Below are 24656 nucleotides of genomic sequence, written 5' to 3'. Positions count from 1 at the left end.
AGGGGCCGCCCCCGGCCCGACGAGGTCCCTCGATCGCGTAGCGGGTCGGCACGTGATGCGGCCGGTGCCGCGGCGGCCGGACGGCCGACGGAGGTGCGCCCGACGGAGGTGGCTGTCGGCCGACCCGCCAGCGCGTCGAGCACCCACGCGGGCAGGCCGGTGGTGCGGGACCGGCGTTGTCCGCCGGCACCGCGGTTGCCTGGGCGCCGCCGCGCGGTGGTGGCCGCCGAGGCAGCGCCATCGGTACGACGGCCGGCTAGCCCGATGGTCACCGACCTTATGCCCGCCCTTTCCGCCGGAGGGGCGACCGCCGCCGTCCCGCCTCGATGCGTCCCTACGGGGATCCGAAACCGATCGCCGCCATTGCCGGTGGCGGCAGAGCGGTAGTCGCCGGGGTTGGGACGGTGGGGGCGCCATTGCGGCCTGCGGGTGGCGCCGGAGGCTGGTTGAGGGGCGGGTGGGGTGGTGTCAGGGCGGACGTAGAATGGGCACTATTTGATCTTGGATGACCATGCCGGATGGGGAGGGTGGGCGGTGCGGACCGTTGTGGCGGAGATGGCGGGGCGGCTGGTCGAGGTGCCGGGGGTGGTGGGGGTGCTGCTGGGCGGGAGCCGGGCGCGTGGGGAGCACCGGCCGGAGTCCGACTGGGATCTGGGCGTCTACTATCGGGCGCCGCTCGACGTGGAGGGGCTGCGGAAGCTCGCGGGGCCCGGGGTCGAGGTGGCCGGGCCGGGCGGGTGGGGGCCGTGGGTGGACGGCGGGGCGTGGCTGGAGGTCGGCGGCGTGGCGGTGGACTGGATCCTGCGCGACGTCGACCGGGTGCGGCGGGTGTGGGAGGACTGCCGGGAGGGCCGCTACGAGGTGGGCGTCCAGGTGGGGCATCCGCTGGGGTTCTGGTCGCCGTGTTACGCGGGTGAGGTGGCGCTCGGCGCGATCCTCGCCGATCCGCACGGGGAGCTGGGACGGCTGCGGCGGGAGGCCGCCGTGTACCCGGAGCGGTTGCGGGAGTCGCTGATGGGGGCGGCCGAGGAGGCCGGGTTCCTGGTGGAGGTGGCGGGCAAGGGCGTGGGCAGGGCGGACACCCTCTACGTCGCGCTCTGCCTGTCGCGGGCGGTCGGCGTGCTGGTGCAGGCGCTGTTCGCGGCCGAACGGCGGTGGTGCCTCAACGAGAAGGGCGCACTGGCGGTCGCGGAGACACTGCCGGGCGCCCCCGCCGGGTTCGGCCGCCGGGCCCGCGCGCTGCTCGGCGGCCTGGGCGAGACCCCGGAGTCGCTGGCCACGGCGGTGGACGCGGCGCGTGAACTGGTGGCGGAGACGCGGGACGCGCTCCACCGGTGAGTCGATAGCGGAAACCCAGGACGCGCTCCGCCCATGAGCCGGCGGCGGGAACCCCAGACGCGCTCCATGAGCCGGCGGCGGAACCCTAGGGCAAGCTCTGCCGGTGAGCCGATGGCGGAGACCCGGGGCGCGTTCGGCTGGTGAGCTGACGGGAAACCCGGGACGCGCTCCGCCGGTGAGCCGGCGGTGGAGGCCCGGGGCGCGCTCGATCTGTAAGCCAGTCAGGACGAGCGGTTCCGCGGGCGGGTGGCGTCCGCCGTCTCGTCGCTGATCGCCCTCGGCCGTCGAGCCGCGAGGGCTCGCCCGTCCTACCCGGCCGGGTGGCGTCCGCCGTCTCGTCGCATCGCCCGCGGCCGTCGAGCCGCGGGGGCTTAACGGTGTTAGCTGTCCTCCAGGCGGAAGCCGACCTTCATGCCGACCTGGAAGTGGGCCACCTCCCCCGCGTCGATGTGGCCGCGCACCTCGGTCACCTCGAACCAGTCGAGGTGGCGCAGGGTCTGCGAGGCCCGCCTGATGCCGTTGCGGATGGCCTGGTCGACGCTCTCATGCGAGGTGCCGACGATCTCGGTCACGCGGTACGTACGATCCGTCATCTCCGAATCCTCCTTACTCCAAGGCCATGATCGCATGACCCATAGTGCCGTCCAGGGGCGCTGTCGCCGCCGGCCCGTCCGAGGTCTAACGTGGGGGGTATGAGGAGTTGGCGCAGGAAGCAGGCGGTCCACACGGTCACGGACGCCAGGCCTTCGCTGAGCACCGACATCCGGCGCCGGGAGCGGAGCTACCTCATCAAGATGGGCATCCGCACGATCTGCCTGATCCTGGCGGTGGTGGTGCCGCTGCCGTGGCCGTACAAGCTGCTGTTCATCGCCGGTGCGGTCTTTTTGCCGTACATAGCGGTTATCGGGGCCAATGAGCGTGGCAAGGACGCCCCACCTCCCACCTTTCAGACCCCGGAAGCTAACCAAAGCGAGATACCGATGCACCGACGCGAGATCGGGTCGTGACTAAGTCTTGACGCATCCCACGGGTTGTAGGTGTACGCTTTAGCCAAGCGCTCCGGTCCCCCGTCGGAGTGCTGGTGCCGGCGTTCCGGGCCCCCGTCGGAACGCCGATGAAGCGACGCCGGGTGGTTTGCCCCCGTAACCACCCGGCGTCGCCCTTTTCCCAGCAAAACTTTCGAAGCTGATGATCTGTTCACGAGCCGGCTTCGCAGTCGGATAGGGCCGCTTTCCCGAAATCGTTTACACCCCGCCGGCCCCACAATTCACAGGGAATCTTCAGGGTCGGGCGGGGCTTGACTGCACGAGTTCGTTCCAGTGTCAGCGGTCGGTCAGCGTCTCGGTTGTGGTCTGGCCCCAATTCCTGGCGAGCGCGGTCAGCCGCTCCACCGCCTCCTCCGGCGCGGTCCCGGCGCCCTGGGCCAGCCCCAGCAGGTAGGCGGTCAGCGGCGCGGCCGGCCTGGCCACCCCGTGCGCGACCTCCTTCGTCAGCTCCAGGATCTGGTCGCGATCCACCCTGGCCGGGTCGATGCCCAGCTCCTCGCAGGCCAGCGCGGTCCACTCAGCCAGCACGTTCATTCCGAGCCTCCTCCAGGTCGTCCCTGGTGTCGCAGTCGAACCAGGCTTGCCGGGGCAGCGGCACCCGCCGCCCCACGAGCGGCGCCAGCAGCCCGCGCAGCGACCGCCCCTCGTAGGCCGCCAGCGCCTCCCGCAGCCCGGCGGCCTCCCAGACGCCGAGCAGCCACTGTTCGCGTCCTTCCCCGTCCACGGCGACCACTCCACGCCCTGCGCCGGTCTGCGCCAGGAGGGTGGAGAGGTGGGAGGGGGCCAGGAACGGGAGGTCGCCGGCGAGGAGGACCACCCAGGGGGCGGTGACCTCGGCGAGCCCCGCCCGGAGCGCGGGCACCGGCCCGGCGCCCGGCGGGTCCTCGCGGACGAAGACGGCGCCCGGGATGGCCCTGGCAGGTCCCACGATGACGACGCGCCCGGCCTCACGGGCGGCGGCGGCGACGTTGCCGACCATCGGCGTGCCGCCCACCTCCAGGCCGGGTTTGTCCACCCCGCCCAGCCGTTCCGCCCTGCCGCCCGCCAGGATCACCGCGTCGAACACGTCTCCACCGTACGCGGTCATGTCCTCAGGAGTTCCAGAAGACGCGGCCCGGGGAGCGCGTGGGCGGTGCGGCCCTCGGCGCCGGTGGTGGTCCCGGCCGCGAGCAGGGAGTTCAGTACGGACTCCTCGACGGCGTCCATGGCCGCGCCGAACAGCGGGTTCAGCTCGTGGTCGGGCATCGGGGCGTGCCCGGTGCTGGTGGTGAAGGCGATGGCGTAGTCGCCGCTCCCGTGGCTGTAGTCGGCGCCCACCCGGCCGAGCGCGAAGACGGCCCGCCTGGCCAGCCGGGTGAGCTGCCGGGCGTCCACGGGCGCGTCGGTGGCGATGACGATCATGCAGGAGCCCGCCTCCTCCGGCCCGGCTGGAGGGAGGCACTCGCCGGGGAGGCCCAGGGAGGAGGGGGTGATCGGGCGGCCGTGGAGGCGGAGGGTGCCGCCGAAGTTGGCCTGGACGAGGGCGCCCAGCGTGACCTGCTCGCCCGCGGCACGCAGCAGGCGGGAGGCGGTGCCGATGCCGGCCTTGAAGCCCAGGGCGGTGGTGCCGGTGCCGGCGCCGGCGCAGCCCTCGGCGACGGGACCGCCGGCGGCCGTGGCGACGGCCCGCAGGACGTGGGCCTCGGTGACGGGGCGGGCGCGGATGTCGGACAGGTGGCCGTCGTTGCACTCGCCGACCACCGGGTTGAAGGTCCGTACGCCGGCGCAGCCCGGCTGCGCGAGCATCCAGGTCACCAGCGCGTCGGCGGCGCGGAACGCCGACAGGGTCGCCGTGAGCACGATCGGCGACTCCAGCAGGCCGAGCTCGGACAGCTGGGTGGCGCCGACCAGCTTGCCGTGGCCGTTACCGGTGAACAGCCCGGCGGGGAGCGGCGCGTGCGGGCCGATCCCGCCGGGCACGACGGCGGTGACGCCGGTGCGGACGGCGGGGTCGCGGACGAGGGTGACGTGCCCGACGCCCACGCCGGGCACGTCGGTGATCGCGTTGTGCCGGCCGCTGTCACCGGTGGCGAGGCCCAGGTCGCGGGCCCGCACTAGCCGCCGATCGCCGACATGGGGCGGGCCGGCTGGAGGAAGGAGGGGTCGTCGATGCCGTGGCCGGGACGCTTGCCCGCGACGGCGGCGATCCACCGCTCGGCCAGCTCGTCGTCGGTGGCCCCCGCCCGCATGGCGGACTTCAGGTCGGACTCCTCGCGGGCGAACAGGCAGTTGCGGATCTGGCCGTCGGCGGTGAGCCGCACGCGGTCGCAGGCGCCGCAGAACGGCCTGGTGACGGACCCGATCACGCCGACCCGCGCGGGCCCGCCGCCGACCAGGAACCGCTCGGCCGGCGCGCTGCCTCGCTCCTCCACGTCGTCGGGGGTGAGCTCGAAGGAGCCGGACAGCAGCGCGAGGATCTCGTCGGCGGTGACCATGTTCGCGCGGCTCCAGCCGTGCTGCGCGTCGAGCGGCATCTGCTCGATGAAGCGCAGCTCGTAGCCCTGCTCCAGGCACCAGCGCAGCAGCGGCACCGCCTCGTGCTGGTTGACGTCGCGCATGAGCACGGCGTTGACCTTGACCGGGCGCAGCCCGGCGCGGTGCGCGGCGGCCAGGCCGTCGAGCACGTCGGGCAGCCGGTCGCGGTGGGCGAGCCGCTTGAACGTGTCACGGTCGAGCGTGTCGAGGGAGACGTTGACCCGGTCCAGCCCGGCGCCGGCGAGCGCGTCCGCCATGCGGGCCAGGCCGATACCGTTGGTGGTGAGCGACACCTGCGGCCGGGGCCGCAGCGCGGTGGTGCGGGCCACGATGTCGGCGAGCTCCCGGCGCAGCAGCGGCTCGCCTCCGGTGTAGCGGACCTCGGTGACGCCGAGGCGCTCCACGCCGATGGTGACGAGCCTGACCACCTCGTCGGCGGTCAGGAGCTGGGCGTTGGGCAGCCAGTCGAGCCCTTCCGGCGGCATGCAGTAGGTGCAGCGCAGGTTGCATTTGTCCGTGAGGGACACCCGAAGATCGGTAGCCACCCGCCCGAACGAGTCACGCAGCATGGGCGTCACCTCCCGTGGTCGCCAAAAGGACAGCCTACGTCCGCCTTGTGTCCGGTCTCAAAACGGCGCATCACCGTACGGCCTCCTGGAGGACGAGCGCGTGGCGTGCCACGTGGGCCGCGTCGGCGAGATACAGCGCGTCGTGGCCGCCGGCCAGGTGGGCGGCGAAGGCGGCATCGCCCGCCGCCGCCTTCTCGCGGATCAGCCGCGCCATGCCGTGCAGGCGCTCCCCCACCATGTCCGTCAGGGCCGCGCGGTCGGCGGCGGCGAGCCCGTACGCGTCGCAGAACAGCCCCAGCCGCCGCGCCTGCTCGGGCACGGGCGTGGGCGCCTCCCCGTGGCCCTGGGCGGTCAGGGGGACGAACCGGTAGGCCGCGTACGCGACGTCCCAGAGCCTCGGCCCGGGGTGCGCGGTGTCGAAGTCGATGAACGCGACGGGCGCGCCGTCGCGGAAGACGCAGTTGTACGGGGCGATGTCGGCGTGGCAGACGACCTCGGCGGGCTCGCGCGGCGGGAAGTACCACGCGGCGTCGCCGGGCGGCGTGAAGCCGGTGGTCGCGTCGTGGTAGGCGCGCAGCAGGCCGGCCACGGCCCGCAGGGTGGCGTCGTCGCGCACGTACGGGGGCACCGGGTCGCAGGCGACCGTGCCGGGGACGAAGTCGAGGATCTCGCGGCCCTGCCCGTCGAGGCCGTGGGCGCGGGGCGCGCCCGTGAAGCCGCGCGCGGCGAGGTGGCCGAGCAGCGCGTGCACGGCGGGCGTCCACGGACCGGCCGGCCTGCGCACGGTGTCGCCGACGCGGACGACCACGTTGACGCCACCGCCCGCGAGGATCTCCTCGGTCGTGGATCCGGTCGGGTCAGGCAGCACAGCTCACGCTCCACCCACGCTCCACCCGCAAAGGGCCGTAACAGGATGATCGTAACAAGCTCAATTAACCGTCCCATATTCCGTGCCAGCGTAAATGAGTGGGCTGGAGCGGCGGTTCCAGGGCAGACTGGATCAAGGACGATCAAGGAGTTTCCCGTCATGCCGAACCAGCCCGCCCCGAACCTGCTGTCCTGGGCCAGCGAGATCGACGACCGCACGATCGAGCAGGCGGCCCGCGCCGCCCGGATGCCGATCGTGTCCGGTCACGTCGCGCTCATGCCCGACGCGCACGTCGGCATCGGCGCGACGGTCGGCTCGGTCATCCCCACCGAGGGCGCGATCATCCCGGCCGCCGTCGGCGTCGACATCGGCTGCGGGATGGTCGCCACGGAGACCACGCTGACCGCCGCCGACCTGCCCGACACGCTCGCCGCCCTGATGTCGCTGGTCGAGCGCCGCATCCCGGCCGGCGTCGGCCAGGGACACCAGGACCCGTCGGTCGACCGGGCGCTCAGCGAGCTCGGCCACCCGCACACGAGCCTGACGCGGGAGCAGGAGACCAAGGTCGCCCGCCAGTTCGGCACCCTCGGCTCGGGCAACCACTTCGTCGAGGTCTGCCTGGACGAGCGCGACCGCGTGTGGACCGTGCTCCACTCGGGTTCGCGCGGCATCGGCAACCAGCTCGCCACCATGCACATCACCGGCGCGAAGAACCTGATGAAGCGCCAGGCGATCGGCCTGGAGGACCCGGCGCTGGCCTACCTGGTGCAGAACACGCCGGAGTTCGACGCCTACATCGAGGACATGCTCTGGTCGCAGCACTACGCCATGGCCTCGCGGGCCCGCATGGACAAGGTGCTGGTCAACGCCCTGTTCCAGGTCGTCGGCACGGGCCGGAGGGTGCGGACCATCAACTGCCACCACAACTTCACCCAGCTGGAGACGCACCACGGCAAGCGGCTGTGGATCACCAGGAAGGGTGCGATCAAGGCGGACACCGGCGACGAGGGCGTCATCCCGGGCTCGATGGGCGCGCAGTCGTACATCGTGCGCGGGCGCGGGAACGCCGACTCCTACCACTCGTGCGCGCACGGGGCGGGGCGGCGGATGTCGCGCACCCAGGCCAAGCGCGAGCTGTCGGCGAGGTCGCTGAAGGCGGCGATGGGCGGCCGAACCTGGAACGCCGACCGGGCCGCCGCGCTGGTCGACGAGCACCCGGAGGCCTACAAGCCGATCGACCGGGTGATGGACGACCAGAAGGACCTGGTCACCGTGCAGCACACGCTGCGGCAGGTCTTCAACTACAAGGGCTGAGTACGATCAGTCGGATGACATCCGTCTACGTGTTCAACGGCCCGAACCTCAACCTGCTCGGCACCCGCAAGCCGGAGGTGTACGGGACCACGACCCTGTCCGACGTCGAGACGATGTGCCGGGAGGAGGCCGAGGCGCTCGGCCTGGAGCTGGTCTTCGGGCAGTCCAACCACGAGGGCCAGCTCATCGACTGGATCCAGGAGGCGGGCGCCGCGGTCAAGGCCGGCCAGGCCGTCGGCGCGGTGCTGAACCCCGGCGCCTACACCCACACCTCGGTCGCGCTGCACGACGCGATCGAGGGCGTGGAGCTGCCGGTGATCGAGCTGCACATCTCCAACGTGCACCGCCGCGAGCCGTTCCGGCACCACTCCTACATCTCGCCGGTGGCCAGAGGGATCGTGGTCGGTTTCGGGGTGTACGGGTACGTGCTGGCGATCAGAGGGCTGCACAACGCCGCGCGACCGGCCTAGAATCCTGTTCTAGATTTGTTCCGGGCTCCGGAGGAGGCGCGGTGGGCGAGCTGAAGGTGACCTGCGACCCGGAGGACGTCGGCCTCGACTCCGCCCGCCTCCGGCGGATCGACGCCCATTTCGCCCCGTACGTGGACGACGGGCGGCTGCCCGGCTGGCTGGCGCTGGTGAGCCGGCGCGGCGAGATCGCCCACCTGTCCGCGTACGGGTCGCGCGACGTCGCGTCGGGCGCCCCGGTGGAGCCGGACACGCTGTTCCGGATCTACTCCATGTCCAAGCCGATCACCTCGGTCGCGGTGATGATGCTGTACGAGGAGGGGCTGCTGGAGCTGACCGACCCGGTCAGCCGCCACCTCCCGGCGTTCGCGGACGTGCGCGTGTACGAGAAGGGGCCGGCCTTCTCCCCCGTCACCCGGCCGGCGGCGGAGCCGGTGCGGGTGTGGCACCTGCTCACCCATACCTCGGGCCTGGTGTACGGGTTCCAGCACGTGAGCGTCGTGGACGAGCTCTACCGGCGGGCCGGGTTCGACCGGGGTGCGCCGCGCGGGATGGGCCTGGCCGAGGCGGTCGACCGGTGGGCGGAGCTGCCGCTGCTGTTCGAGCCGGGCACGCAGTGGAACTACTCGGTGGCCACCGACGTGCTGGGCCGGCTGGTCGAGATGGTGTCGGGCCGGCCGCTGGACGAGTTCCTGAGCGAGCGGATCTTCCGGCCGCTGGGCATGGACGACACCGGGTTCTGGATCGATGGTGAGCGGGCGGGGCGGATGGCCACGCTCTACTCGGCGGACCGCCACCGCAGGGCCGTGCCCATGGACACGCGGGGCGCGGAGCTGCGGCGGCCGTCGTTCCTGTCGGGCGGCGGCGGGCTGATCTCGACGGCGGGCGACTACCACCGGTTCACCCAGATGCTGCTGCGCGGCGGCGAGCTGGACGGGGTTCGGCTGCTCGGTCCGCGCACCGTCGCCTACATGACGCGCAACCACCTGCCGGGCGGGGCCGACCTGGAGGAGTTCGGGCGGCCGGTGTTCGCCGAGGTGCCGTACGCGGGGGTCGGGTTCGGGCTCGGGTTCGCGGTGGTGCGGGACGCCGCCCGGCACCGGACGCTGAGCTCGGCGGGCGAGTTCAGCTGGGGCGGGGCGGCGAGCACCGCGTTCTGGGTGGACCCGGCGGAGGAGCTGACGGTCGTCTTCATGACCCAGCTCCTCCCCTCGGACACCCATCCGATCAGGAGCAGGCTGCGGCAGCTCGTCTACCAGGCGCTGCTGTAACTAGCGCCAGGCGGGGGGCTCGCCGGTGTCGACGAGGTTCCACCGGCCGTCGGCATGCAGGCGGTCCTCGTAGTAATGGACGGTGGGCGGCAGGCCGACGCGCGGCCCGGCGGCGAACTCCTCCCGCGCGGCGCGCCGCAGGTGCTCCGGGTCCACGCCGAGGGTGTCCGCGGCGACCCTGGCGAGGCGTTCGAGCGCGTGGTGGCCCATGAAGCTGTCGTAGGTGAGGCTGAAGACGCGCTCGCGCGGCTGCTCGACGTCGCGGGAGACGACGTTCACGGGCGGCAGGTCGCGGGTCAGGCCGCGCTCGGCGCGGGTGGCGGGGTCGATGTAGACGCCGCAGTCGCGGTACAGGATCGCGGTGCGGCGGCCGTCCGGGTCGAACGCGAACAGCGTGTTCTGGCCGTGCGGCTCCGGTACGCAGCCCGTGGCGGAGACGGCGCGCAGCCAGAGGCGCACCATGGGGGCGACGACCCGGCTCGCCAGCCAGCCGGTGGGGTCCTCGCCGCTGCGGGCGGCGAGCTGCGCCATGAGCGGCGGGTCGTCCGGGCCGCGCACGTCCTGCCCGTACAGCGCGAACAGCGGCACGGTGAACCGCGGGGTCCCCCGGGCCGGGCCGGGGAGCAGGTGGGGGCGGATCTCACGGATGAGGAAGCCCCAGGCCTCGGCCGGGTCGGCGCCCAGGACTCCGGCGGCGACCTCGGGGAGGACCGGCAGCCCGGCCGCCGACAGCTCCTCGGCCGCCCAGAGCTGCACCGAGATGATCGGCCGCCGCAGCCGCCGGGTGAAGCGCGACAGCCGCCGGGGGTAGTGGAGCTTGACGAAGTGCGGCTCCACCGGCTCGTCGCCGATGCGCTCGACGAACACGGTGCGGGCGTTGGCCGACGGCACCACGGTCAGGTCGGGCCCGCGTTCGGTGAGCGCGTCCCGGTCGGGCAGGCCGGGGAAGGCGAGCGTCTCGGGGTGCACGGGCAGCAGGAACCCGTCGCCGCCCCGGTAGAGCTTGACCGTGGTGGACTCCAGCGCGTTGCGCAGAAAGGTCCCCCGCTCGGGCGGCACGCGGAAGGTCGGCACCGCGAACCGGTCGAGGCCGAGCTGCGGATGGTACGGCTCGGAGATCTCCAGGTCCGCGGAGAAACGACTGTAGGCGCGGGTGCCCGCGCCCAGATACCGTTCGGCGTACTGCCACACCCGCAACGGTTCCCGCCGGTCGTCAAAGATCATTCGCACCCGTTCCTTGGTAGGAGAGCCGGTAGATACCCGGCCCGGCACGGTCTCAGTCGAGGTAGCGGAAGCGCGGCGGGGGGTGCATGAGGAACTCGTGGTGGGACAGGTTCCAGGCGTACGCGCCGGTCAGCTCGAACACCACGAGGTCGCCCGGCCGCAGCCCGGTCACCGGGACGTCGCGGGCGAGCACGTCCCTGGGCGTGCAGAGCTGGCCGACCAGGGTGGCCGGGCCGGTGAGCGCGGGGCCGGCGATCGCCCGGTGCAGGACGGTGAACGGCTGGTCGTGGCCGCGGGCGACGGGGGTGCGCAGGTGGTGGGTGCCGCCGCGCAGGACGGCGTAGTCGCGGCCGTGGTTGCGCTTGACGTCGAGCACGTCGGTGACGTACCAGCCGTGGTACGCGGTGAGCGACCGGCCGGGCTCGACCCGGAGCCGCGCCCCTGTGGCGGGCAGGGCGGCGGGCAGGGCGGCGGCGTACGCCTTCCAGTCGAACACCTGGTCCGGCGCCCGGTAGTCGACGCCCATGCCGCCGCCGAGGTCCAGCTCCGGCTCGGTGAGGCCGGGCAGGTGTGCGCGGAGCCAGGGCAGCGCCCAGGACGTCACCCGGCGGGCCAGAGCGGCCATGGCGGGGGCGTCGTGCTGGGCCCAGGTCAGGTGGGTGTGCAGGCCGCGCACCCGGATGTGCGGGGCGGCGGCCAGCAGCGGCAGGCAGGCGGCCAGGCCGTCCTGGTCCATGCCGAACGGGCTGGCGGCGGCCTGCCGGGTGTCCTCGCCGGGCAGGTCCGGGTTGGCGCGCAGCAGTACGTCCGCCGGGGCGCCGAGGGCGATCAGGCGGGCCAGCTCGCGGGGGCTCTCCACGTGCAGCCGGTGCACGCCGGGCGTCAGGGCGAGGGCCAGCTCGGCGTCGGTCTTGCCGGGTCCGCTGAAGGCGATCGGCAGGTCAGGGGCGACCTCGCGCACGTGCGCCAGCTCGCCGCCGGAGGCCACCTCGAAGCCGTCCACGTACGGGACGAGCGCGCGCAGGATCTCGGCGGCCGGGTTGGCCTTGACGGCGTAGTAGAGCTCGGCGGTCCCGGCCAGCGCGCCGCGCACTCCGGCGGCGTGCGCACGCAGCGCCGGCAGGTCGTACACGTAGGCGGGCAGGTCTCCCCCGCCGGCCAGCCGCAGCGCCTCCGCCCGCACGGGCTCCGTCACCATCGGCGCTCCCCCCTCTCGTCCCCTGGAGCAGACGGTACGGCAGAGGGATCATGGTCCGCGCGCCGGGGCGGGACGGACGGAAACCCCGTCCCGCCGGCCCCCGTCGCGTACCGGAGAGGGGTGTCCCGGACGGGACGGGGCGGCGGGACGGGGTGGTTCCGTTCCTCCGCCCCGTCGAGGCAGTCACGGGGACGGAGGAACGGAACGGGGGCGGAGGGTCAGAGGGGTGACCGCGCGGGCTCCTCGGCGCTCGCCGTGCCTCCCTCGAACCCGCGCGGGGATCTCACGGTGAGGCGCAGGTGTAGCCGGACACCGTCTGGGTGTTGCCGTTGGGCCGGCTGACCTGGAAGCCGAACGAGGTGCTGGCGCTCGGGCCGAGGTTGCCGTTGTAGCCCATGCTCTTGGCGGTGACGGTCTGGCCGCTGGTGGTGAGGGTGGCGTTCCAGGAGCCGGTGACGCTGTGGCCGGCGGGGAGGGTGAAGGTGACGGTCCAGCCGTTGATGGCCGACGATCCGCTGTTGGTCACGGTGACGGGCTGGATGACGTACCCGTTGCCCCACTGGGTCTGGACGGTGCCGGTGGCGGTGCAGGGGCCGCTCGGGCCGCCGCCGCCGGTGGTGGTGAAGGTGACCGCGCTGGACGGGCTGGACAGGTTGCCGGCGCCGTCACGTGCTCGCACGTACACCTGGTACTGGGTGTTGGCGGACAGCCCGGTCAGGTTGATCGAGTTGGTGGACGACTGGCCGAGCTGCGGGTCCGTGGTGCCCTGCTCGCGGTAGACGTTGTAGCCCGCCAGGCCGCTGCCGCCGGAGTCGGTGGAGGCCGACCAGGTCAGCGTGGCCGAGCTGCCGGTGACGTTGGAGGCGGCCGGGGTACCCGGGGTGGTGGGCGGGGTGGTGTCGGAGGGGGTGCCGCCGTCGAGCGCGTTGTGGACGGCGGTGTAGGACGGCTTCTGCTGGTAGTTCTCGTCGTAGATGAGCGCGGCGCCCTCGCCGGAGAACGTGTCGGGCACCCACGAGTGCCTGTCCGTGAAGCCCCAGATGGTGACGCCGGCGCAGGCGTTCACGGCCAGGCAGGCCTGGATCACGTCCCGGTAGTAGTTGGCCTGGGTGGTGTCCTTGCTGGAGCTGCGGGGCATCTGCATGCGGACGTCCACCTCGGTGATGCGGACCTGGACGCCGAGGGCGGCGAAGCGCTCAAGGTTCTGCCGGAGGTCGCTGGGGAAGCCGTACTGGATCGCCAGGTGGCTCTGGAAGCCGACGCAGTCGACGGGCACGTTCTGCTCGCGCAGCGAGCGCACCAGGTTGTACATGGCGGTGCTCTTGGCGTTGATGCCCTCGACGTTGTAGTCGTTGATGCACAGCCGGGCGTCCGGGTCGGCGGCGCGGGCGTAGCGGAAGGCGTCGGCGATGTAGCTCTGGCCCAGCGTGTTGTACCAGAACGACGAGCGCAGGTTGCCGTTCTCTTCGAAGACCTCGTTCACCACGTCCCAGGAGACGACGGCGGCGTTATTGGCGTAGCGGCCGACGACCTGGCTGATGTGGTTCTGCATGGCCGAGCGCATGGCGGTGGCGCCCAGGCCCTGCACCCAGCCGGGGGTCTGGTTGTGCCAGACGAGGGTGTGGCCGTGCACCTGCTGGTTGTTCTGGGTGGCGAAGTTGACGATGGTGTCGGCGCCGGAGAAGTTGAACTGGCCCTGGTTGGGCTCGGTGGCGTCCCACTTCATCGCGTTCTCGGCGGTGATCTGGTTGAACTCGGTCGCCGCGATGTTCCGGTACTGGGTCTCGTTCGACAGCGGTCCGGTGGCGAGCGCGGTGCCGATGAACTTGCCCCGCGCCGCGGCGTGCTGGCGCAGTGGGGCCGAGGCGTCGGCGGGGCCGGCCGGCAGGAAGAACACGGCGAGCAGCCCGAGCAGGGCCGCCGCCGCGAGCGTCCTGGGCCGGCTGCCGGGTCTGATGGGGGTTGACGAAAGCACGAGCACCTACCTCCGGAAGCTTGCCAAGATCCGGTCCCGAAATCTTTCGGCGTCTTCGGGATCCCTGCCGGGACGGTAGGGACAGGCAGGAGACAGGGTCAATGCCCGCGCGCGCACGCTGCTGTTAGAGCAGGTGGAGAGCTGAAATTATCGGCAATCTCGTGAAACTTTCATCGAACGATGCGCCTGCTCTCATGATGGCGTGCCCGCCCCCGCTGGGGGAGATGAGGGGCGGGCACGGTCTGGTGGGCCCTCGTCAGGCGTCGTCGTCCGACACCCGGGAGGCGTCGGCGCAGGTGCTGGTGCCCGTGCTGAGCAGCTTCAGCGCGGCCCCGCAGGTGCTGACCGGCGCGGAGACCGGCTCGACGATCTCGTCGTTGAAGATGATCACATCGCCGATCAGGGAGGAGGCGGGCTTGGCGGTCTCGGGAGCCTCGGCGGCGGCGGGGGCGGCGGGGACGGCGGTGCACACCAGGCCGGCGATCACGCCGCCGAGACCCGTGACGGCGAGGCGCCGGCGGGACCGGCCGTCTGGTCGGAACGGTGGCGGCTGCTCTGCATGATCCGGTCGATCAGCGCGAGCGCCACCGCCGAGGCGATGAAGGTCAGGTGGATCAGTGTCTTCCAAAGCAGCTCCCTGTCGGTGACGGCCGGTCTGGCCGCGTTGATGAAGATCTGGAGGAGGTGGATGGACGAGATGCCGATGATGGCCATCGCGAGCTTGACCTTGAGCACGTTGGCGTTGACGTGGGAGAGCCACTGCGGCTGGTCGGGGTGGCCCTCGATGCGCAGCCGCGAGACGAACGTCTCGTAGCCGCCGACGATCACCATGATCAGCAGGTTGGAGATCATCACCACGTCGACCAGGCCGAGCACGATGAGCATGACGGTGGTCTCGGCCGGATGGCCGGTGAATCCCAGATGGACGAGATGCACGAGCTCGGCCATGAACCGCCACACGTAGACCACCTGGGCGGCGATGAGGCCGAAGTAGAGCGGCGCCTGGATCCAGCGGCTCAGGAACATCACATAGCCGAGCCGGCTGGCGGCGCGCCGCCGGGCGGGAAGGGTGCGCAGCTGCGGATACATCTAGGACGTGAGGATGTTCACGTGCTGGACCACGGCCTCCAGGCGGGCGATCGGTTCGCCGCCGATATGAGGCGGCAGGACGATCGCCGCCGCGGCGAGGGCGGCGGCCAGGGCTCGGTCGGACATCGCAGCTCCTTGGTTCATAAGCGGGGGGACGCGCGCGGGGGCGGGGACCGGGGGATCCGTCCGGGCGGCGCGGCTGGAGACCGCGCCGCCCTCGCCACCGGCCTGGGGGAAGGTGTCAGGGAGCCAGGCAGTGGACGGCGGGGAGCTCGGCCGGGATGCCCGGCGAGCTGGGGTCGACGAGACTGGTCGCACCGGCGGCGCTCTCGGCCAGACAGAGCGAGACCGCGACCGGGTCGACGACGGCGTGGGCGGGGGTAGCGGCGAGCAGGCCGGCGGCCACGAGCGTGGCGGCCGTCAGCGAGCGGGTGGTGGGTCGCATGTGCCCTCCTTGGGCGGGTAATCGGGTCACCCCGGGATTGCTACCCACCGTAATCACAAAGTAACTCTGCGTACAAGAGATGCCTGTGGATTCTCATCTTCCCGCCGGATAAATCCCGCTTCACACCACAAAATCCGGCCTTTGCACGAGGTTGTGGATCATGTTAACTAGAGGTGAAAAGTCTCGATCGTCGCGGTAGCTGACACCTGTTCCGGGAAGGACCGGGCACAGTGACGCTCGTCATCGATGGCGTCTCCGTACGCCGGCGCGGGGAGATCTGGCTCGACGACATCCACCTGGAGTCATCCGGTGGCATGACGACGCTCCTCGGGCCGATGACCGCGGGGAAGACCACGCTGATGCGGGTGGTGGCCGGGCTGCTGCCGCCGGACGCCGGGCGGGTGGTGGTCAACGGCGAGGACGTCACCGGCGTGTCGGTGCGCAAGCGGTCGGTGGCCTTCGTCTACCAGCAGTTCATCAACTACCCGTCGCTGACCGTCTACGAGAACATCGCCTCCCCGCTGCGCCTGGCCGCGGAGTTCCCCAAGGGCGAGGTGGACCGGCGGGTGCGCGAGGTCGCGGAGCTGATGGGCATCGGCGAACTGCTCGGCCGCCGTCCCGGCGAGCTGTCGGGCGGCCAGCAGCAGCGCACCGCGATCGCCAGGGCCCTGGCCCGGCCGGTGGACGTGCTGCTGCTCGACGAGCCGCTCGCCAACCTGGACTTCAAGCTGCGCGAGCAGTTACGCGCCGACCTCAAGCGGATGTTCAGGGACTCCCCCGGCGTGGTGCTGTACGCGACGGCGGACCCGAACGAGGCGCTGTCCTTCGCCGCGCCGACGGTGGTGCTGGGCGAGGGCCGGGTGCGGCACCGGGGCGACCCCGCGGACCTGTACGCCGGGCCGCCGACGCTGGAGGTGGCCGCGACGCTCAGCGACCCGCCGCTGAACCTGCTGCCCGGCCTGGTGCGCGACGGCCGGATCGAGTGCCTGGGCGCCCCGTTCCCCGCGCCGGGCCTGACCGGGCCGGACCGGCGGGTGGTGGTGGCGGTGCGCCCGCACCAGGTGGGCATCGAACGGGCCGGCCCCGGGATGCTGGAGTTCCCGGCCGAGATCAGGCTGGCGGAGGTGACGGGCAGCGCCACGTTCGTCCACCTGCTGCTGGAGGGCGGGACGCACCTGGTGGCGCATCTGGCGGGCACGCACCCGTACGAGCCGGGAGAGCCGGCGGTCGCGTACGTGGATCCGGCGCGGGTGTTCGTGTTCGGCGAGGACGGCGCGCGGCTGCATGCCCCGCTGGGGGCGGAGGTCCGCCCGCATGGCTGAGATCCGCCTGGAAGGCGTGGCGCACAGTTACGACGGCGGCGGCACGTGGGCGCTGAAGCCGATGACGTGGACCTGGCGGACCGGCCGGGCGTACGCGCTGCTCGGGCCGAGCGGGTGCGGCAAGACGACGCTGCTCAACATCGTCAGCGGGCTGCTGACGCCGACGCGGGGACGGATCTGGTTCGACGACCGCGAGGTGACCGGGGTGCCGCCGGCGGGGCGGAACATCGCGCAGGTCTTCCAGTTCCCGGTGCTGTACGACCAGATGTCGGTCTACGACAACCTGGCCTTCCCGCTGCGCAACCGCGGGTACCCGAGGCAGGAGGTGGACCGGCGGGTGCGCCGGGTGTCGGGCCTGCTCGGGCTGGACGAGCACCTGCGCCGCCGGTCGCGGCGGCTGGACCCGGGCCGCCAGCAGATCGTGGCGCTGGGCCGCGGCCTGGTCCGCCCGGAGGTGGCCGCGGTGCTGCTGGACGAGCCGCTGACCGTGGTGGACCCGGCCATGAAGTGGACGCTGCGCAGCAAGCTCAAGGAGATCCACCGCGACACCGGGCACACGCTGGTCTACGTCACCCACGACCAGACGGAGGCGCTGACGTTCGCCGACGAGGTGGTGGTGCTCAACGACGGCGAGATCGTGCAGGCCGGCGAGCCGGGCGAGCTGTTCCTGTCGCCCGCGCACGAGTTCGTCGGCCATTTCATCGGCTCGCCCGGCATGAACGTGCTGGACGGGGCGGTGGCCGGCGGGCTGGTGCGGGTGGGCGACGCCGCGGTCGGCCGGGCGTCCGGCGACCTGCCGCCGGGGCCGGTGCGGATCGGGGTGCGGCCGGAGTTCGTGCGGCTCACAAGCGAGGAGGCGCCGCCCGGCATCGCCGCCCGGGTGACCGGGATCGACCGGATGGGCGCGTACGACCTGGTGCACGCCCAGGTGAACGGGCACCCGCTGGTCGCCCGCACGGACGCGGCGGCCGTGCGCGAGCCGGGCTCCGTGACGTTCCTGCGCTTCGCGGAGGGCCGGGCGTTCCTGTTCAGGGACGCGGTCCGGTGCGGGGTGGTCGAGCCGCTGCCGGGGAGCGCCCCGTGACGGCCGCCCTCCCCTCGCGGCGGACGGAGCCGGCCGCCGAGGACCGGGCCCAGGGCAAGCGGCGCGCCAACCGGGCCTGGTTCCTGGTGCTGCCGGTGGTGGTGTCGGTCGCGTTCACCGCCGTCATCCCGCTGATGACGGTCGTGAACTACTCGGTGCAGGACATCTTCAGCCCGGACGACCGGCTCTTCGTCGGCCTGGAGTGGTTCCGGTCGGTGGCGCGCGACCCTGAGGTACGGGCCGCGTTCGTCCGCACGCTGCTGTTCTCGGCGCAGGTGCTGCTGCTGGAGATCCCGCTGGGCGTGGCGGTGGCGGTGGTGATGCCGCGTCGCGGCCTCGGCGTGCCGGCGGCGCTGGTGCTGGTCGCGCTGCCGCTGCTCATCCCGTGGAACGTGGTGGGCACGATCTGGCAGATCTTCGCCCGGCCGGACATCGGGCTCGGCGGCTGGGCCGTCAACAACGTGCTCGGCCTGGACTACAACTACACGCTGGACGCCGGCGACGCGTGGATCACCGTGCTCGTCATGGACGTGTGGCACTGGACGCCGCTGGTGGCGCTGCTGGCGTACGCGGGGCTGCGGTCGATCCCCGACCCGTACTTCCAGGCGGCGCAGATCGACGGCGCGTCGGCGTGGGCGACGTTCCGGCACATCCAGCTGCCGCGGCTGCGCGGGGTGCTGACGATCGCGATCCTGCTGCGGTTCATGGACAGCTTCATGATCTACACCGAGCCGTTCGTGGTGACCGGGGGCGGGCCGGGGAACGCGACCTCTTTCCTCAGCGTCCTGCTGTCGAAGATCGCGGTCGGGCAGTTCGACCTGGGGCCGGCGGGGGCGTTCTCGCTGCTGTACTTCCTGGCCGTGCAGATCGTCTGCTACGTGTTCTTCACCGTGCTGACCAGGACCGGGAGGTGAGCACGGTGCGGAGGCTGCCGTGGGCGCGGACGGTGTTCTGGCTGTACGGGATCACGCTGATGCTGCCGCTGCTGTGGATGTTCGGCATGTCGATCCGCCCGAACCAGGACATCCTCGGCAGCTTCCGGCTCATCCCGGAGCGGGTGACGTTCGACAACTACGTCACGTTCTTCACCAACCCGGTGTGGTACTCCAGCTATCTCAACTCGATCGTCTACACGTCCATGAACGCGGTCATGTCGCTCGTCATCGCGCTGCCGGCCGCGTACGCGTTCTCCCGGTTCAGGTTCGCCGGGGACAAGCACCTGTTCTTCTGGCTGCTGACGAACAGGATGGCGCCGCCCGCGGTGTTCCTGCTGCCGTTCTTCCAGATCTACCAGGCGGTCGGGCTGTTCGACACCCATCTGGGCGTGGCCATCGCGCACATGCTGTTCAACGTGCCGCTCGCGGTGTGGATCCTGGAGGGCTTCATGTCCGGGATCCCGCGCGAGATCGACGAGACGGCCGCGATCGACGGCTACTCGCTGCCCCGGTTCTTCGTCAGGATCTTCCTGCCCATGATCCGGTCGGCGATCGGCGTCACGCTGTTCTTCTGCTTCATGTTCAGCTGGGTCGAGCTGCTCATCGCGCGCACGATCACGTCGGTGAACGCCAAGCCGATCGCCGCCACCATGACCCGCACGGTGAGCGCGGCGGGCGTCGACTGGGGGCTGCTCGCGGCGGCCGGGGTGCTGACGATCGTGCCGGGCGCGATCGTCATCTGGTTCGTCCGCAACTACATCGCCAAGGGCTTCAGTCTGGGGAGGGTGTAGCCGATGCCCGACTGGATGGTGTGGACCGGGCCCACCGCCGCCGTCTTCGTCGGCCTCGGCCTGCTGCTGTGCGGGATGGCGATGTGGGCGAGGATCTCGCCGCCGGTGTCGCGGCGGGGGTTCCTGCGCATCGAGACCGATCGGGGGGACCGGCTGTACATCGGCCTGATCAGCGCGGCCGCCGTGCTCGCCGGGTGGATCGCCGTCACCGATCTGTCCATGTGGCTGGCGCTGGCGGTGGCGTTCCTGGTGGTGCTGGCGATCGGGATGTGGGGCTGACTAAGGAGGCGGCGATGCCGTTCGGCAGGAAGATCCCCAAGAGGAGCACGATCTGCGCGGCCGTGCTCGTCCTGCTGGCCACGGGCTGCTCGCAGGGCGGCGGCTCGGCAGGTGGCGGCGAGTTCAGGGAGGCCGACGCCAAGGCGGCCGCCCAGCGGTGGGTGTCCACCGAGTTCACCCCGAGCACGCTCTCCAAGGAGCAGCAGCTCGCCGAGATGGACTGGTTCATGAAGGCCGCGGCCCCGTACCGCGGCATGGAGATCAACGTGGTGTCGGAGACGATCACCACCCACGAGTACGAGTCGCAGCAGCTCGCCAAGGCGTTCTCCGAGATCACCGGGATCAGGCTCAAGCACGACCTGATCCAGGAGGGCGACGTGATCGAGAAGCTGCAGACGCAGATCCAGGGCGGCCAGAACATCTACGACGCCTACGTCAACGACTCCGACCTGATCGGCACCCACGCGCGCGGCGACTACGTGCTGCCGCTGTCGGACTACATCGCCGGGGAGGGCAAGGCGGTCACCTCGCCGACGCTGGACCTGGAGGACTTCATCGGGATCAGCTTCACCACCGGGCCCGACAAGAAGATCTACCAGCTGCCCGACCAGCAGTTCGCGAACCTGTACTGGTTCCGGTACGACTGGTTCACCGACCCGGCCATCAAGAAGCAGTTCAGGGACGCGTACGGCTACGAGCTCGGGGTGCCGGTCAACTGGGCCGCGTACGAGGACATCGCCGACTTCTTCACCAGCAAGGTGAACGGTGACGGCACGATCGACGGCCAGAAGGTCTACGGCCACATGGACTACGGGCGCAAGGACCCGTCGCTGGGCTGGCGGTTCACCGACGCGTGGCTGTCGATGGCGGGCAACGGCGACCCGGGCATCCCGAACGGGCTGCCGGTGGACGACTGGGGCATCCGGGTGGAGAACTGCCGCCCGGTCGGCTCGTCCGTCAGCCGGGGCGGCGACACGAACGGGCCCGCCGCCGTGTACGCGCTCACCAAGTACGTCGACTGGCTGAAGAAGTACGCCCCGCGCGAGGCGGCGGGCATGAACTTCAGCGAGGCGGGCCCGGTGCCGGCGCAGGGCAACATCGCCCAGCAGATCTTCTGGTACACGGCCTTCACCGCCGACCTGACCCAGCCGGGGCTGCCGGTGGTGAACGAGGACGGCACGCCCAAGTGGCGGATGGCGCCGAGCCCGCACGGCGCGTACTGGAAGGACGGCCACAAGCTCGGCTACCAGGACGCCGGCTCGTGGACGCTGCTGAAGAGCACCCCGGCCGAGCGCAGGGCGGCGGCCTGGCTGTACGCGCAGTTCGTCACGTCCAAGACGGTGTCGCTGAAGAAGTCGATCGTCGGGCTGACGTTCATCCGCGACACCGACATCCGCAGCGAGTACTTCGAGCAGAACGCGGAGAAGTACGGCGGGCTGATCGAGTTCTACCGCGGCCCGGCGCGCGTGCAGTGGACGCCGACCGGGACGAACGTGCCGGACTACCCGCGGCTGGCGCAGCTGTGGTGGCAGAACGTGGCCACCGCCGTCACGGGCGAGACCACGCCGCAGCAGTCGATGAACAGCCTGGCCAAGCAGCAGGACGACATCCTGTCCCGGCTGGAGCGCCGCGGCTACGGCGGCCAGTGCGCGCCCAAGCTGAACCAGGAACGGGACGCGCAGTACTGGTTCGACCAGCCGGGCGCGCCCGTGGCGAAGCTCCCGGACGAGCGCGGCAAGCCGGAGACCCTGGACTACGACGAGCTGATCGCCCGCTGGAAGAAGGCGGACTGACCCGCGCGGGTGGAGTGGGCGAACCCGACTGTCAGCGGGGTTCCTGCCTGCGCGACATGCGGTGGAGCCGGGCGTGCAGCACGGTCATCCTCCGCGTGAACTCCCGCTCGTCGGAGTACACGTCGTAGTCGTCGATCTCGTGGAACGCCTCGTCGAGAAGCCGGCCGAGATCGCCGTGCGCCCGCTCCCCCGCCGCCATGGCTTCCCTTCTCGCCGCCACCCAAGCGTGGCGGAACCGCTCGACGTCGAGACGGCCCGCCACGAACCCGTCGATCAGCGAGAGTTTCCTCCGGGTGACCGACTCCGGTGGCACCTCCGCCGGCGTCCGCCAGGAGGGCCATCGGGGCGGATGAGCCGCCGCGACCTCCAGCAGGAAGGGATTCGTCGTGGCGAGCCGCCGCGCGAGCCGCGCGAAATCCGCCTTCGCCTGTTCGGTCCCGCAGGCGAGGCAGGCCGCGACGAACGCACGAGGGCCGGAGACGAGGGCGTACTGCCGCATGGTCATGAGGACCGCTCCCGACATGTCGGGCAAAGTCATGACGACGTCGGAGCCGGCCCACGAACCCGGGAGCGCGAGGGCGCCATCGCCCACCAAGATCGTCTCGACTCGCCGTGCACCGAGCGGCGCGGCGAGGACGCGGGTCTGGCCGCACGCACGCAGGCCGCGCCCGATCGAGGACAGGAGCCTGGAGTCTGGGACGGGCCGCGACGCCACGGGAACGGTGACCTTGTCCCCCACGGCCGTCCAGGCGGCGCTGAACCCCGTACCGCCGTCGAGCATCTTCTCGACCCGGATCACCCGATGATCAGGAGTCACGGATTCATCCTGGCGGCTCGGCACGGGAAGGGGCCGGTGTCAGGAGGCCGGGACCGGGTGCTCGTCCGCCTGCTTGGGGTCCGGGAGGTCCAGGGTGTCGCGGAGGGTGACGGACTTGAAGAAGAGGGTGGCGATGACGCCCACGACCGAGAGCCCCGCCGAGATGAGGAAGATGTGACCGGTCGCGTCCCCGTACGCGGATCGGACGATCGTCTTGATCGGCTCCGGCAGGGCGGCGATGTCGAGGGTGGCCGCGCCGCCGCTGGCCGAGGCCGGGATGCCGGCCTTGGCCAGCCCCTGGCTGATGCTGGTGGCGACCTGGTTGGCGAGGACGGCGCCGAGGACCGAGACGCCGATGGTGCCGCCGAGCGAGCGGAAGAACGTGATGGCGCCGCTGGCCGCGCCGAGTTCGCGCAGCGGGACGGTGTTCTGGATGGCCAGCACCAGGTTCTGCATCGACATGCCGACGCCCACGCCGACCAGCACCATGGCGGCGCCGATGAGGTACAGCGACGTCTGGTGGTCCATCGTCGACAGCACCAGGAAGCCCAGGGTGAGCACGATCGAGCCGGTCACGATGTACGGCTTGATCTTGCCGCTCCTGGAGACCATGCGGCCGCTGATCGTGGAGGAGACCAGCACGCCCGCCATCATCGGGATGGTGAGCAGGCCCGCCTCGGTCGGGGTGTAGCCGCGGCCGATCTGGAAGTACTGACCCAGGAAGACCGAGCCGCCGAACATGGCCATGCCGACCGCGAGGCTGGCCACGATGGCCAGGGCGGGGGTGCGGCGGCGGATGACGTGCAGCGGCACCACCGGCTGGGCGGCCCTGGTCTCCACCCAGGTGGCCAGCGCCAGGAGGACGGCGCCGCCGCCGGCCATGGCCGCGGTCTGCCACGACAGCCAGTCGAAGGAGTTGCCGACGAACGTGATCCAGATGAGCAGCACGCTCACGCCGGCCGCGATGAGGGTGGCCCCGGCGTAGTCGATCTTGACGTTGTCCTGGCGGACGGTGGCCACGTGCAGCGTCTTGTGGAGCAGACCCAGGGCGACGACGGTGAAGGGCACGGCGATGAAGAAGCACCAGCGCCAGCCGAGCCACGAGGTGTCGGCGATGAGCCCGCCGAGCAGCGGCCCGCCGACGGTGGCCACGGCCATGACGGCGCCGAGGTAGCCGTTGTAGCGGCCGCGCTCCTTGGGGCTGATCATCGCGGCGATCACGACCTGGACCAGGATCTGCAGCGCGCCCATGCCGAGTCCCTGCAGCGCCCGGAAGGCGATGAGCTGCTCGGTGTTCTGGGCGAACCCGCAGGCCAGCGAGGTCACCATGAAGATCACGATGGAGATCTGGAGCAGCAGTTTCTTGCTGAAGAGGTCGGCCAGCCGCCCCCAGATGGGCGTCGACGCGGTGGCGGCCAGCAGGGAGGCGGTGACGACCCAGGTGTACTGCGACTGGGTGCCCTTCAGCGCGCCGATGATCTGGGGCAGCGCGACCGACACGATCGTGCCGCTGATCATGGCGACGAACAGGACCAGCAGCAACCCGCTGAGGGCTTTCAGCACCTGCCGATGCGTCATCGGCTCGGCAGGTGCTGTCATGGGTGCGCTCACGCGCGACCTCCGTTTCGGATCTCGGGGTGACGACCGGCTACTCTACTTCCCATTGAGAAAGTTTGCGCATTGCGCATCTATTCCCGGCGGGTAGAGTGACCGCAAGATGGACACCACGACGCTGGGACTGCGCGAGCGCAAGAAGGCCGAGACCCGGCAGGCCGTGCACGAGGCGGCGCTGCGGCTCGTCGTCGAGCACGGCTTCGACGGCGTGACGGTCGAGGCCATCGCCGACGCCGCCAACATCTCCCGCCGCACCTTCTCCAACTACTTCGCCGGCAAGGAAGACGCCCTCCTGTACGGGGAGGAGGAACGCTTCCGCCGGCTGGTGGCGCTGGTGCAGGAGCAGCCTCCCGGCCACAGCGCGTGGCAGGCCATGCGGGCCGCGATCCTGGATCTGTACGAGGAGGTCGGCACCCCCGACCGCGAGTGGGCGATCCGCACCCGGCTGGCCAAGAAGCATCCGGCGCTGCTGGCACGCCAGCTCGCCAACCACGCCGCACTCGAACGCGAGCTGGCGCAGGCCATCGCCGACCGGCGCGCCCCGGCACGGCCGCGGGTGATGGCGGCGGCCTTCCTCGGGGCGCTGCGCCTGGCGACCTTCCAGTGGATCGAGGAGGAGGAGGCCCGGTCCCTGCTGGAGGTCGGCGAGGAGATCCTGGACGAGGTGGCCAGGCCCTTCACCTGACGGAGCGAGGAAAGGGCG

Annotated in this window: 27 protein-coding genes; 12 read left to right on the top strand and 15 right to left on the bottom strand. The window is 71.5% G+C overall.

The genetic code is table 11. The annotated features are described in order from the left end of the window. The first annotated feature begins 534 nt into the window (after positions 1-534). On the top strand, positions 535-1338 hold the full coding sequence (locus FR742_RS14025; protein ID WP_148031378.1) for a nucleotidyltransferase domain-containing protein: 804 nt from the start codon (positions 535-537) through the stop codon (positions 1336-1338). A gap of 380 nt (positions 1339-1718) precedes the next feature. Here FR742_RS14025 and FR742_RS14020 read toward each other — a convergent pair whose 3' ends face one another. Further along, entirely contained in the window at positions 1719-1931 is a 213-nt protein-coding gene (locus FR742_RS14020) for a dodecin (RefSeq protein ID WP_148031377.1), read from the bottom strand. Positions 1932-2030: 99 nt separating this feature from the next. On the opposite strand from FR742_RS14020, the gene FR742_RS14015 reads away from it, so the two are divergent. Beyond that, positions 2031-2345 (top strand): DUF3099 domain-containing protein, encoded by a 315-nt coding sequence (locus FR742_RS14015; protein ID WP_148031376.1) that lies wholly within the window; start codon positions 2031-2033, stop codon positions 2343-2345. A 315-nt stretch (positions 2346-2660) separates the two neighbouring features. On the opposite strand, the gene FR742_RS14010 is transcribed toward FR742_RS14015, so the two are convergent. From FR742_RS14010 to FR742_RS13990, 5 genes are all read right to left on the bottom strand, one after another. Beyond that, positions 2661-2918: a DUF6457 domain-containing protein gene (locus FR742_RS14010; RefSeq protein ID WP_148031375.1), complete on the bottom strand. Its 258-nt coding sequence runs from the start codon at positions 2916-2918 to the stop codon at positions 2661-2663. Further along, complete coding sequence (locus tag FR742_RS14005; protein WP_148031374.1) at positions 2902-3471, bottom strand: molybdenum cofactor guanylyltransferase; 570 nt, start codon at positions 3469-3471, stop codon at positions 2902-2904. The genes FR742_RS14010 and FR742_RS14005 overlap by 17 nt, the downstream gene beginning before the upstream one ends. Beyond that, the gene (locus FR742_RS14000) at positions 3468-4478 is read right to left on the bottom strand and encodes a P1 family peptidase (protein WP_148031373.1); all 1011 of its coding nucleotides are present in this window, start codon (positions 4476-4478) and stop codon (positions 3468-3470) included. The genes FR742_RS14005 and FR742_RS14000 overlap by 4 nt, the downstream gene beginning before the upstream one ends. Then, positions 4478-5467: a GTP 3',8-cyclase MoaA gene (moaA, locus tag FR742_RS13995; protein ID WP_222708927.1), complete on the bottom strand. Its 990-nt coding sequence runs from the start codon at positions 5465-5467 to the stop codon at positions 4478-4480. Before moaA ends, FR742_RS14000 begins: the two co-directional genes overlap by 1 nt. 70 nt (positions 5468-5537) lie before the next feature. Further along, entirely contained in the window at positions 5538-6335 is a 798-nt protein-coding gene (locus tag FR742_RS13990; RefSeq protein ID WP_261808517.1) for a phosphotransferase enzyme family protein, read from the bottom strand. A 159-nt stretch (positions 6336-6494) separates the two neighbouring features. Between FR742_RS13990 and FR742_RS13985 the strand changes: the two genes are divergently transcribed. From FR742_RS13985 to FR742_RS13975, 3 genes are read left to right on the top strand one after another with little or no spacing between them, the layout of a single operon-like run. Then, on the top strand, positions 6495-7649 hold the full coding sequence (locus FR742_RS13985; protein ID WP_148031371.1) for an RtcB family protein: 1155 nt from the start codon (positions 6495-6497) through the stop codon (positions 7647-7649). Between the two features lie 14 nt (positions 7650-7663). Continuing rightward, positions 7664-8119: a type II 3-dehydroquinate dehydratase gene (gene aroQ / locus FR742_RS13980; protein WP_148031370.1), complete on the top strand. Its 456-nt coding sequence runs from the start codon at positions 7664-7666 to the stop codon at positions 8117-8119. Positions 8120-8160: 41 nt separating this feature from the next. Further along, positions 8161-9387, top strand: coding sequence for a serine hydrolase (locus FR742_RS13975; RefSeq protein ID WP_148031369.1), 1227 nt, complete (start codon positions 8161-8163; stop codon positions 9385-9387). On the opposite strand, the gene FR742_RS13970 is transcribed toward FR742_RS13975, so the two are convergent. The 7 genes from FR742_RS13970 to FR742_RS13945 all read right to left on the bottom strand — a co-directional run bounded on the left by FR742_RS13970 (position 9388) and on the right by FR742_RS13945 (position 15318). Further along, on the bottom strand, positions 9388-10611 hold the full coding sequence (locus FR742_RS13970; protein ID WP_148031368.1) for an IucA/IucC family C-terminal-domain containing protein: 1224 nt from the start codon (positions 10609-10611) through the stop codon (positions 9388-9390). It lies immediately after the preceding gene. A 52-nt stretch (positions 10612-10663) separates the two neighbouring features. Further along, positions 10664-11809 (bottom strand): alanine racemase, encoded by a 1146-nt coding sequence (locus tag FR742_RS13965; protein ID WP_148031367.1) that lies wholly within the window; start codon positions 11807-11809, stop codon positions 10664-10666. A gap of 283 nt (positions 11810-12092) precedes the next feature. Then, positions 12093-13784 (bottom strand): endo-1,4-beta-xylanase, encoded by a 1692-nt coding sequence (locus FR742_RS13960; RefSeq protein WP_261808516.1) that lies wholly within the window; start codon positions 13782-13784, stop codon positions 12093-12095. A gap of 256 nt (positions 13785-14040) precedes the next feature. Further along, positions 14041-14271 (bottom strand): hypothetical protein, encoded by a 231-nt coding sequence (locus tag FR742_RS13955; RefSeq protein ID WP_148031366.1) that lies wholly within the window; start codon positions 14269-14271, stop codon positions 14041-14043. Then, positions 14268-14873, bottom strand: coding sequence for a TIGR00645 family protein (locus FR742_RS13950; protein WP_148031365.1), 606 nt, complete (start codon positions 14871-14873; stop codon positions 14268-14270). The genes FR742_RS13955 and FR742_RS13950 overlap by 4 nt, the downstream gene beginning before the upstream one ends. Beyond that, positions 14874-14999, bottom strand: coding sequence for a hypothetical protein (locus FR742_RS45775; protein ID WP_261808515.1), 126 nt, complete (start codon positions 14997-14999; stop codon positions 14874-14876). Between the two features lie 115 nt (positions 15000-15114). After that, positions 15115-15318 carry a hypothetical protein gene (locus FR742_RS13945; RefSeq protein ID WP_148031364.1) on the bottom strand — a complete coding sequence of 68 codons (204 nt, stop codon included), beginning with the start codon at positions 15316-15318 and terminating at the stop codon, positions 15115-15117. A gap of 230 nt (positions 15319-15548) precedes the next feature. Here FR742_RS13945 and FR742_RS13940 point away from each other — a divergent pair, with 230 nt between their 5' ends. The 6 genes from FR742_RS13940 to FR742_RS13915 are packed head-to-tail and all read left to right on the top strand — an operon-like array spanning position 15549 to position 21522. Then, on the top strand, positions 15549-16640 hold the full coding sequence (locus tag FR742_RS13940; RefSeq protein WP_148031363.1) for an ABC transporter ATP-binding protein: 1092 nt from the start codon (positions 15549-15551) through the stop codon (positions 16638-16640). Then, on the top strand, positions 16633-17724 hold the full coding sequence (locus FR742_RS13935; protein ID WP_148031362.1) for an ABC transporter ATP-binding protein: 1092 nt from the start codon (positions 16633-16635) through the stop codon (positions 17722-17724). Before FR742_RS13940 ends, FR742_RS13935 begins: the two co-directional genes overlap by 8 nt. Further along, positions 17721-18638 (top strand): carbohydrate ABC transporter permease, encoded by a 918-nt coding sequence (locus FR742_RS13930; protein WP_222708926.1) that lies wholly within the window; start codon positions 17721-17723, stop codon positions 18636-18638. Before FR742_RS13935 ends, FR742_RS13930 begins: the two co-directional genes overlap by 4 nt. Positions 18639-18697: 59 nt before the next feature. Next, positions 18698-19450 carry a carbohydrate ABC transporter permease gene (locus tag FR742_RS13925; protein WP_148034532.1) on the top strand — a complete coding sequence of 251 codons (753 nt, stop codon included), beginning with the start codon at positions 18698-18700 and terminating at the stop codon, positions 19448-19450. Between the two features lie 3 nt (positions 19451-19453). Beyond that, positions 19454-19729 (top strand): DUF2160 domain-containing protein, encoded by a 276-nt coding sequence (locus tag FR742_RS13920; RefSeq protein ID WP_148031361.1) that lies wholly within the window; start codon positions 19454-19456, stop codon positions 19727-19729. Between the two features lie 14 nt (positions 19730-19743). Beyond that, entirely contained in the window at positions 19744-21522 is a 1779-nt protein-coding gene (locus FR742_RS13915; protein WP_148031360.1) for an ABC transporter substrate-binding protein, read from the top strand. A gap of 31 nt (positions 21523-21553) precedes the next feature. On the opposite strand, the gene FR742_RS13910 is transcribed toward FR742_RS13915, so the two are convergent. Then, positions 21554-22339: a hypothetical protein gene (locus FR742_RS13910; RefSeq protein WP_148031359.1), complete on the bottom strand. Its 786-nt coding sequence runs from the start codon at positions 22337-22339 to the stop codon at positions 21554-21556. Positions 22340-22378: 39 nt separating this feature from the next. Beyond that, a complete protein-coding gene (locus tag FR742_RS13905) occupies positions 22379-23917 on the bottom strand; it encodes an MDR family MFS transporter (RefSeq protein ID WP_148034531.1) in 1539 nt (512 codons plus the stop codon). 139 nt (positions 23918-24056) lie between these two features. Here FR742_RS13905 and FR742_RS13900 point away from each other — a divergent pair, with 139 nt between their 5' ends. Continuing rightward, complete coding sequence (locus FR742_RS13900) at positions 24057-24638, top strand: TetR family transcriptional regulator (protein ID WP_148031358.1); 582 nt, start codon at positions 24057-24059, stop codon at positions 24636-24638. Positions 24639-24656: the final 18 nt, after the last annotated feature.

Source organism: Nonomuraea sp. C10 (genome assembly GCF_008017515.1).
Taxonomy (GTDB): domain Bacteria; phylum Actinomycetota; class Actinomycetes; order Streptosporangiales; family Streptosporangiaceae; genus Nonomuraea; species Nonomuraea ferruginea.
This window is presented reverse-complemented; position numbering and strand designations above follow the sequence as displayed.

Bases quoted from the DNA above. Each gene is read 5' to 3' on its own strand.
- FR742_RS14020 (WP_148031377.1), bottom strand. From the start codon at position 1,931: ATGACGGATCGTACGTACCGCGTGACCGAGATCGTCGGCACCTCGCAT.
- FR742_RS14015 (WP_148031376.1), top strand. From the start codon at position 2,031: ATGAGGAGTTGGCGCAGGAAGCAGGCGGTCCACACGGTCACGGACGCC.
- FR742_RS14010 (WP_148031375.1), bottom strand. From the start codon at position 2,918: ATGAACGTGCTGGCTGAGTGGACCGCGCTGGCCTGCGAGGAGCTGGGC.
- FR742_RS14005 (WP_148031374.1), bottom strand. From the start codon at position 3,471: ATGACCGCGTACGGTGGAGACGTGTTCGACGCGGTGATCCTGGCGGGC.
- moaA (WP_222708927.1), bottom strand. From the start codon at position 5,467: ATGCTGCGTGACTCGTTCGGGCGGGTGGCTACCGATCTTCGGGTGTCC.
- FR742_RS13985 (WP_148031371.1), top strand. From the start codon at position 6,495: ATGCCGAACCAGCCCGCCCCGAACCTGCTGTCCTGGGCCAGCGAGATC.
- aroQ (WP_148031370.1), top strand. From the start codon at position 7,664: ATGACATCCGTCTACGTGTTCAACGGCCCGAACCTCAACCTGCTCGGC.
- FR742_RS13970 (WP_148031368.1), bottom strand. From the start codon at position 10,611: ATGATCTTTGACGACCGGCGGGAACCGTTGCGGGTGTGGCAGTACGCC.
- FR742_RS13965 (WP_148031367.1), bottom strand. From the start codon at position 11,809: ATGGTGACGGAGCCCGTGCGGGCGGAGGCGCTGCGGCTGGCCGGCGGG.
- FR742_RS13950 (WP_148031365.1), bottom strand. From the start codon at position 14,873: ATGTATCCGCAGCTGCGCACCCTTCCCGCCCGGCGGCGCGCCGCCAGC.
- FR742_RS45775 (WP_261808515.1), bottom strand. From the start codon at position 14,999: ATGTCCGACCGAGCCCTGGCCGCCGCCCTCGCCGCGGCGGCGATCGTC.
- FR742_RS13945 (WP_148031364.1), bottom strand. From the start codon at position 15,318: ATGCGACCCACCACCCGCTCGCTGACGGCCGCCACGCTCGTGGCCGCC.
- FR742_RS13935 (WP_148031362.1), top strand. From the start codon at position 16,633: ATGGCTGAGATCCGCCTGGAAGGCGTGGCGCACAGTTACGACGGCGGC.
- FR742_RS13925 (WP_148034532.1), top strand. From the start codon at position 18,698: ATGCTGCCGCTGCTGTGGATGTTCGGCATGTCGATCCGCCCGAACCAG.
- FR742_RS13920 (WP_148031361.1), top strand. From the start codon at position 19,454: ATGCCCGACTGGATGGTGTGGACCGGGCCCACCGCCGCCGTCTTCGTC.
- FR742_RS13915 (WP_148031360.1), top strand. From the start codon at position 19,744: ATGCCGTTCGGCAGGAAGATCCCCAAGAGGAGCACGATCTGCGCGGCC.
- FR742_RS13905 (WP_148034531.1), bottom strand. From the start codon at position 23,917: ATGACGCATCGGCAGGTGCTGAAAGCCCTCAGCGGGTTGCTGCTGGTC.
- FR742_RS13900 (WP_148031358.1), top strand. From the start codon at position 24,057: ATGGACACCACGACGCTGGGACTGCGCGAGCGCAAGAAGGCCGAGACC.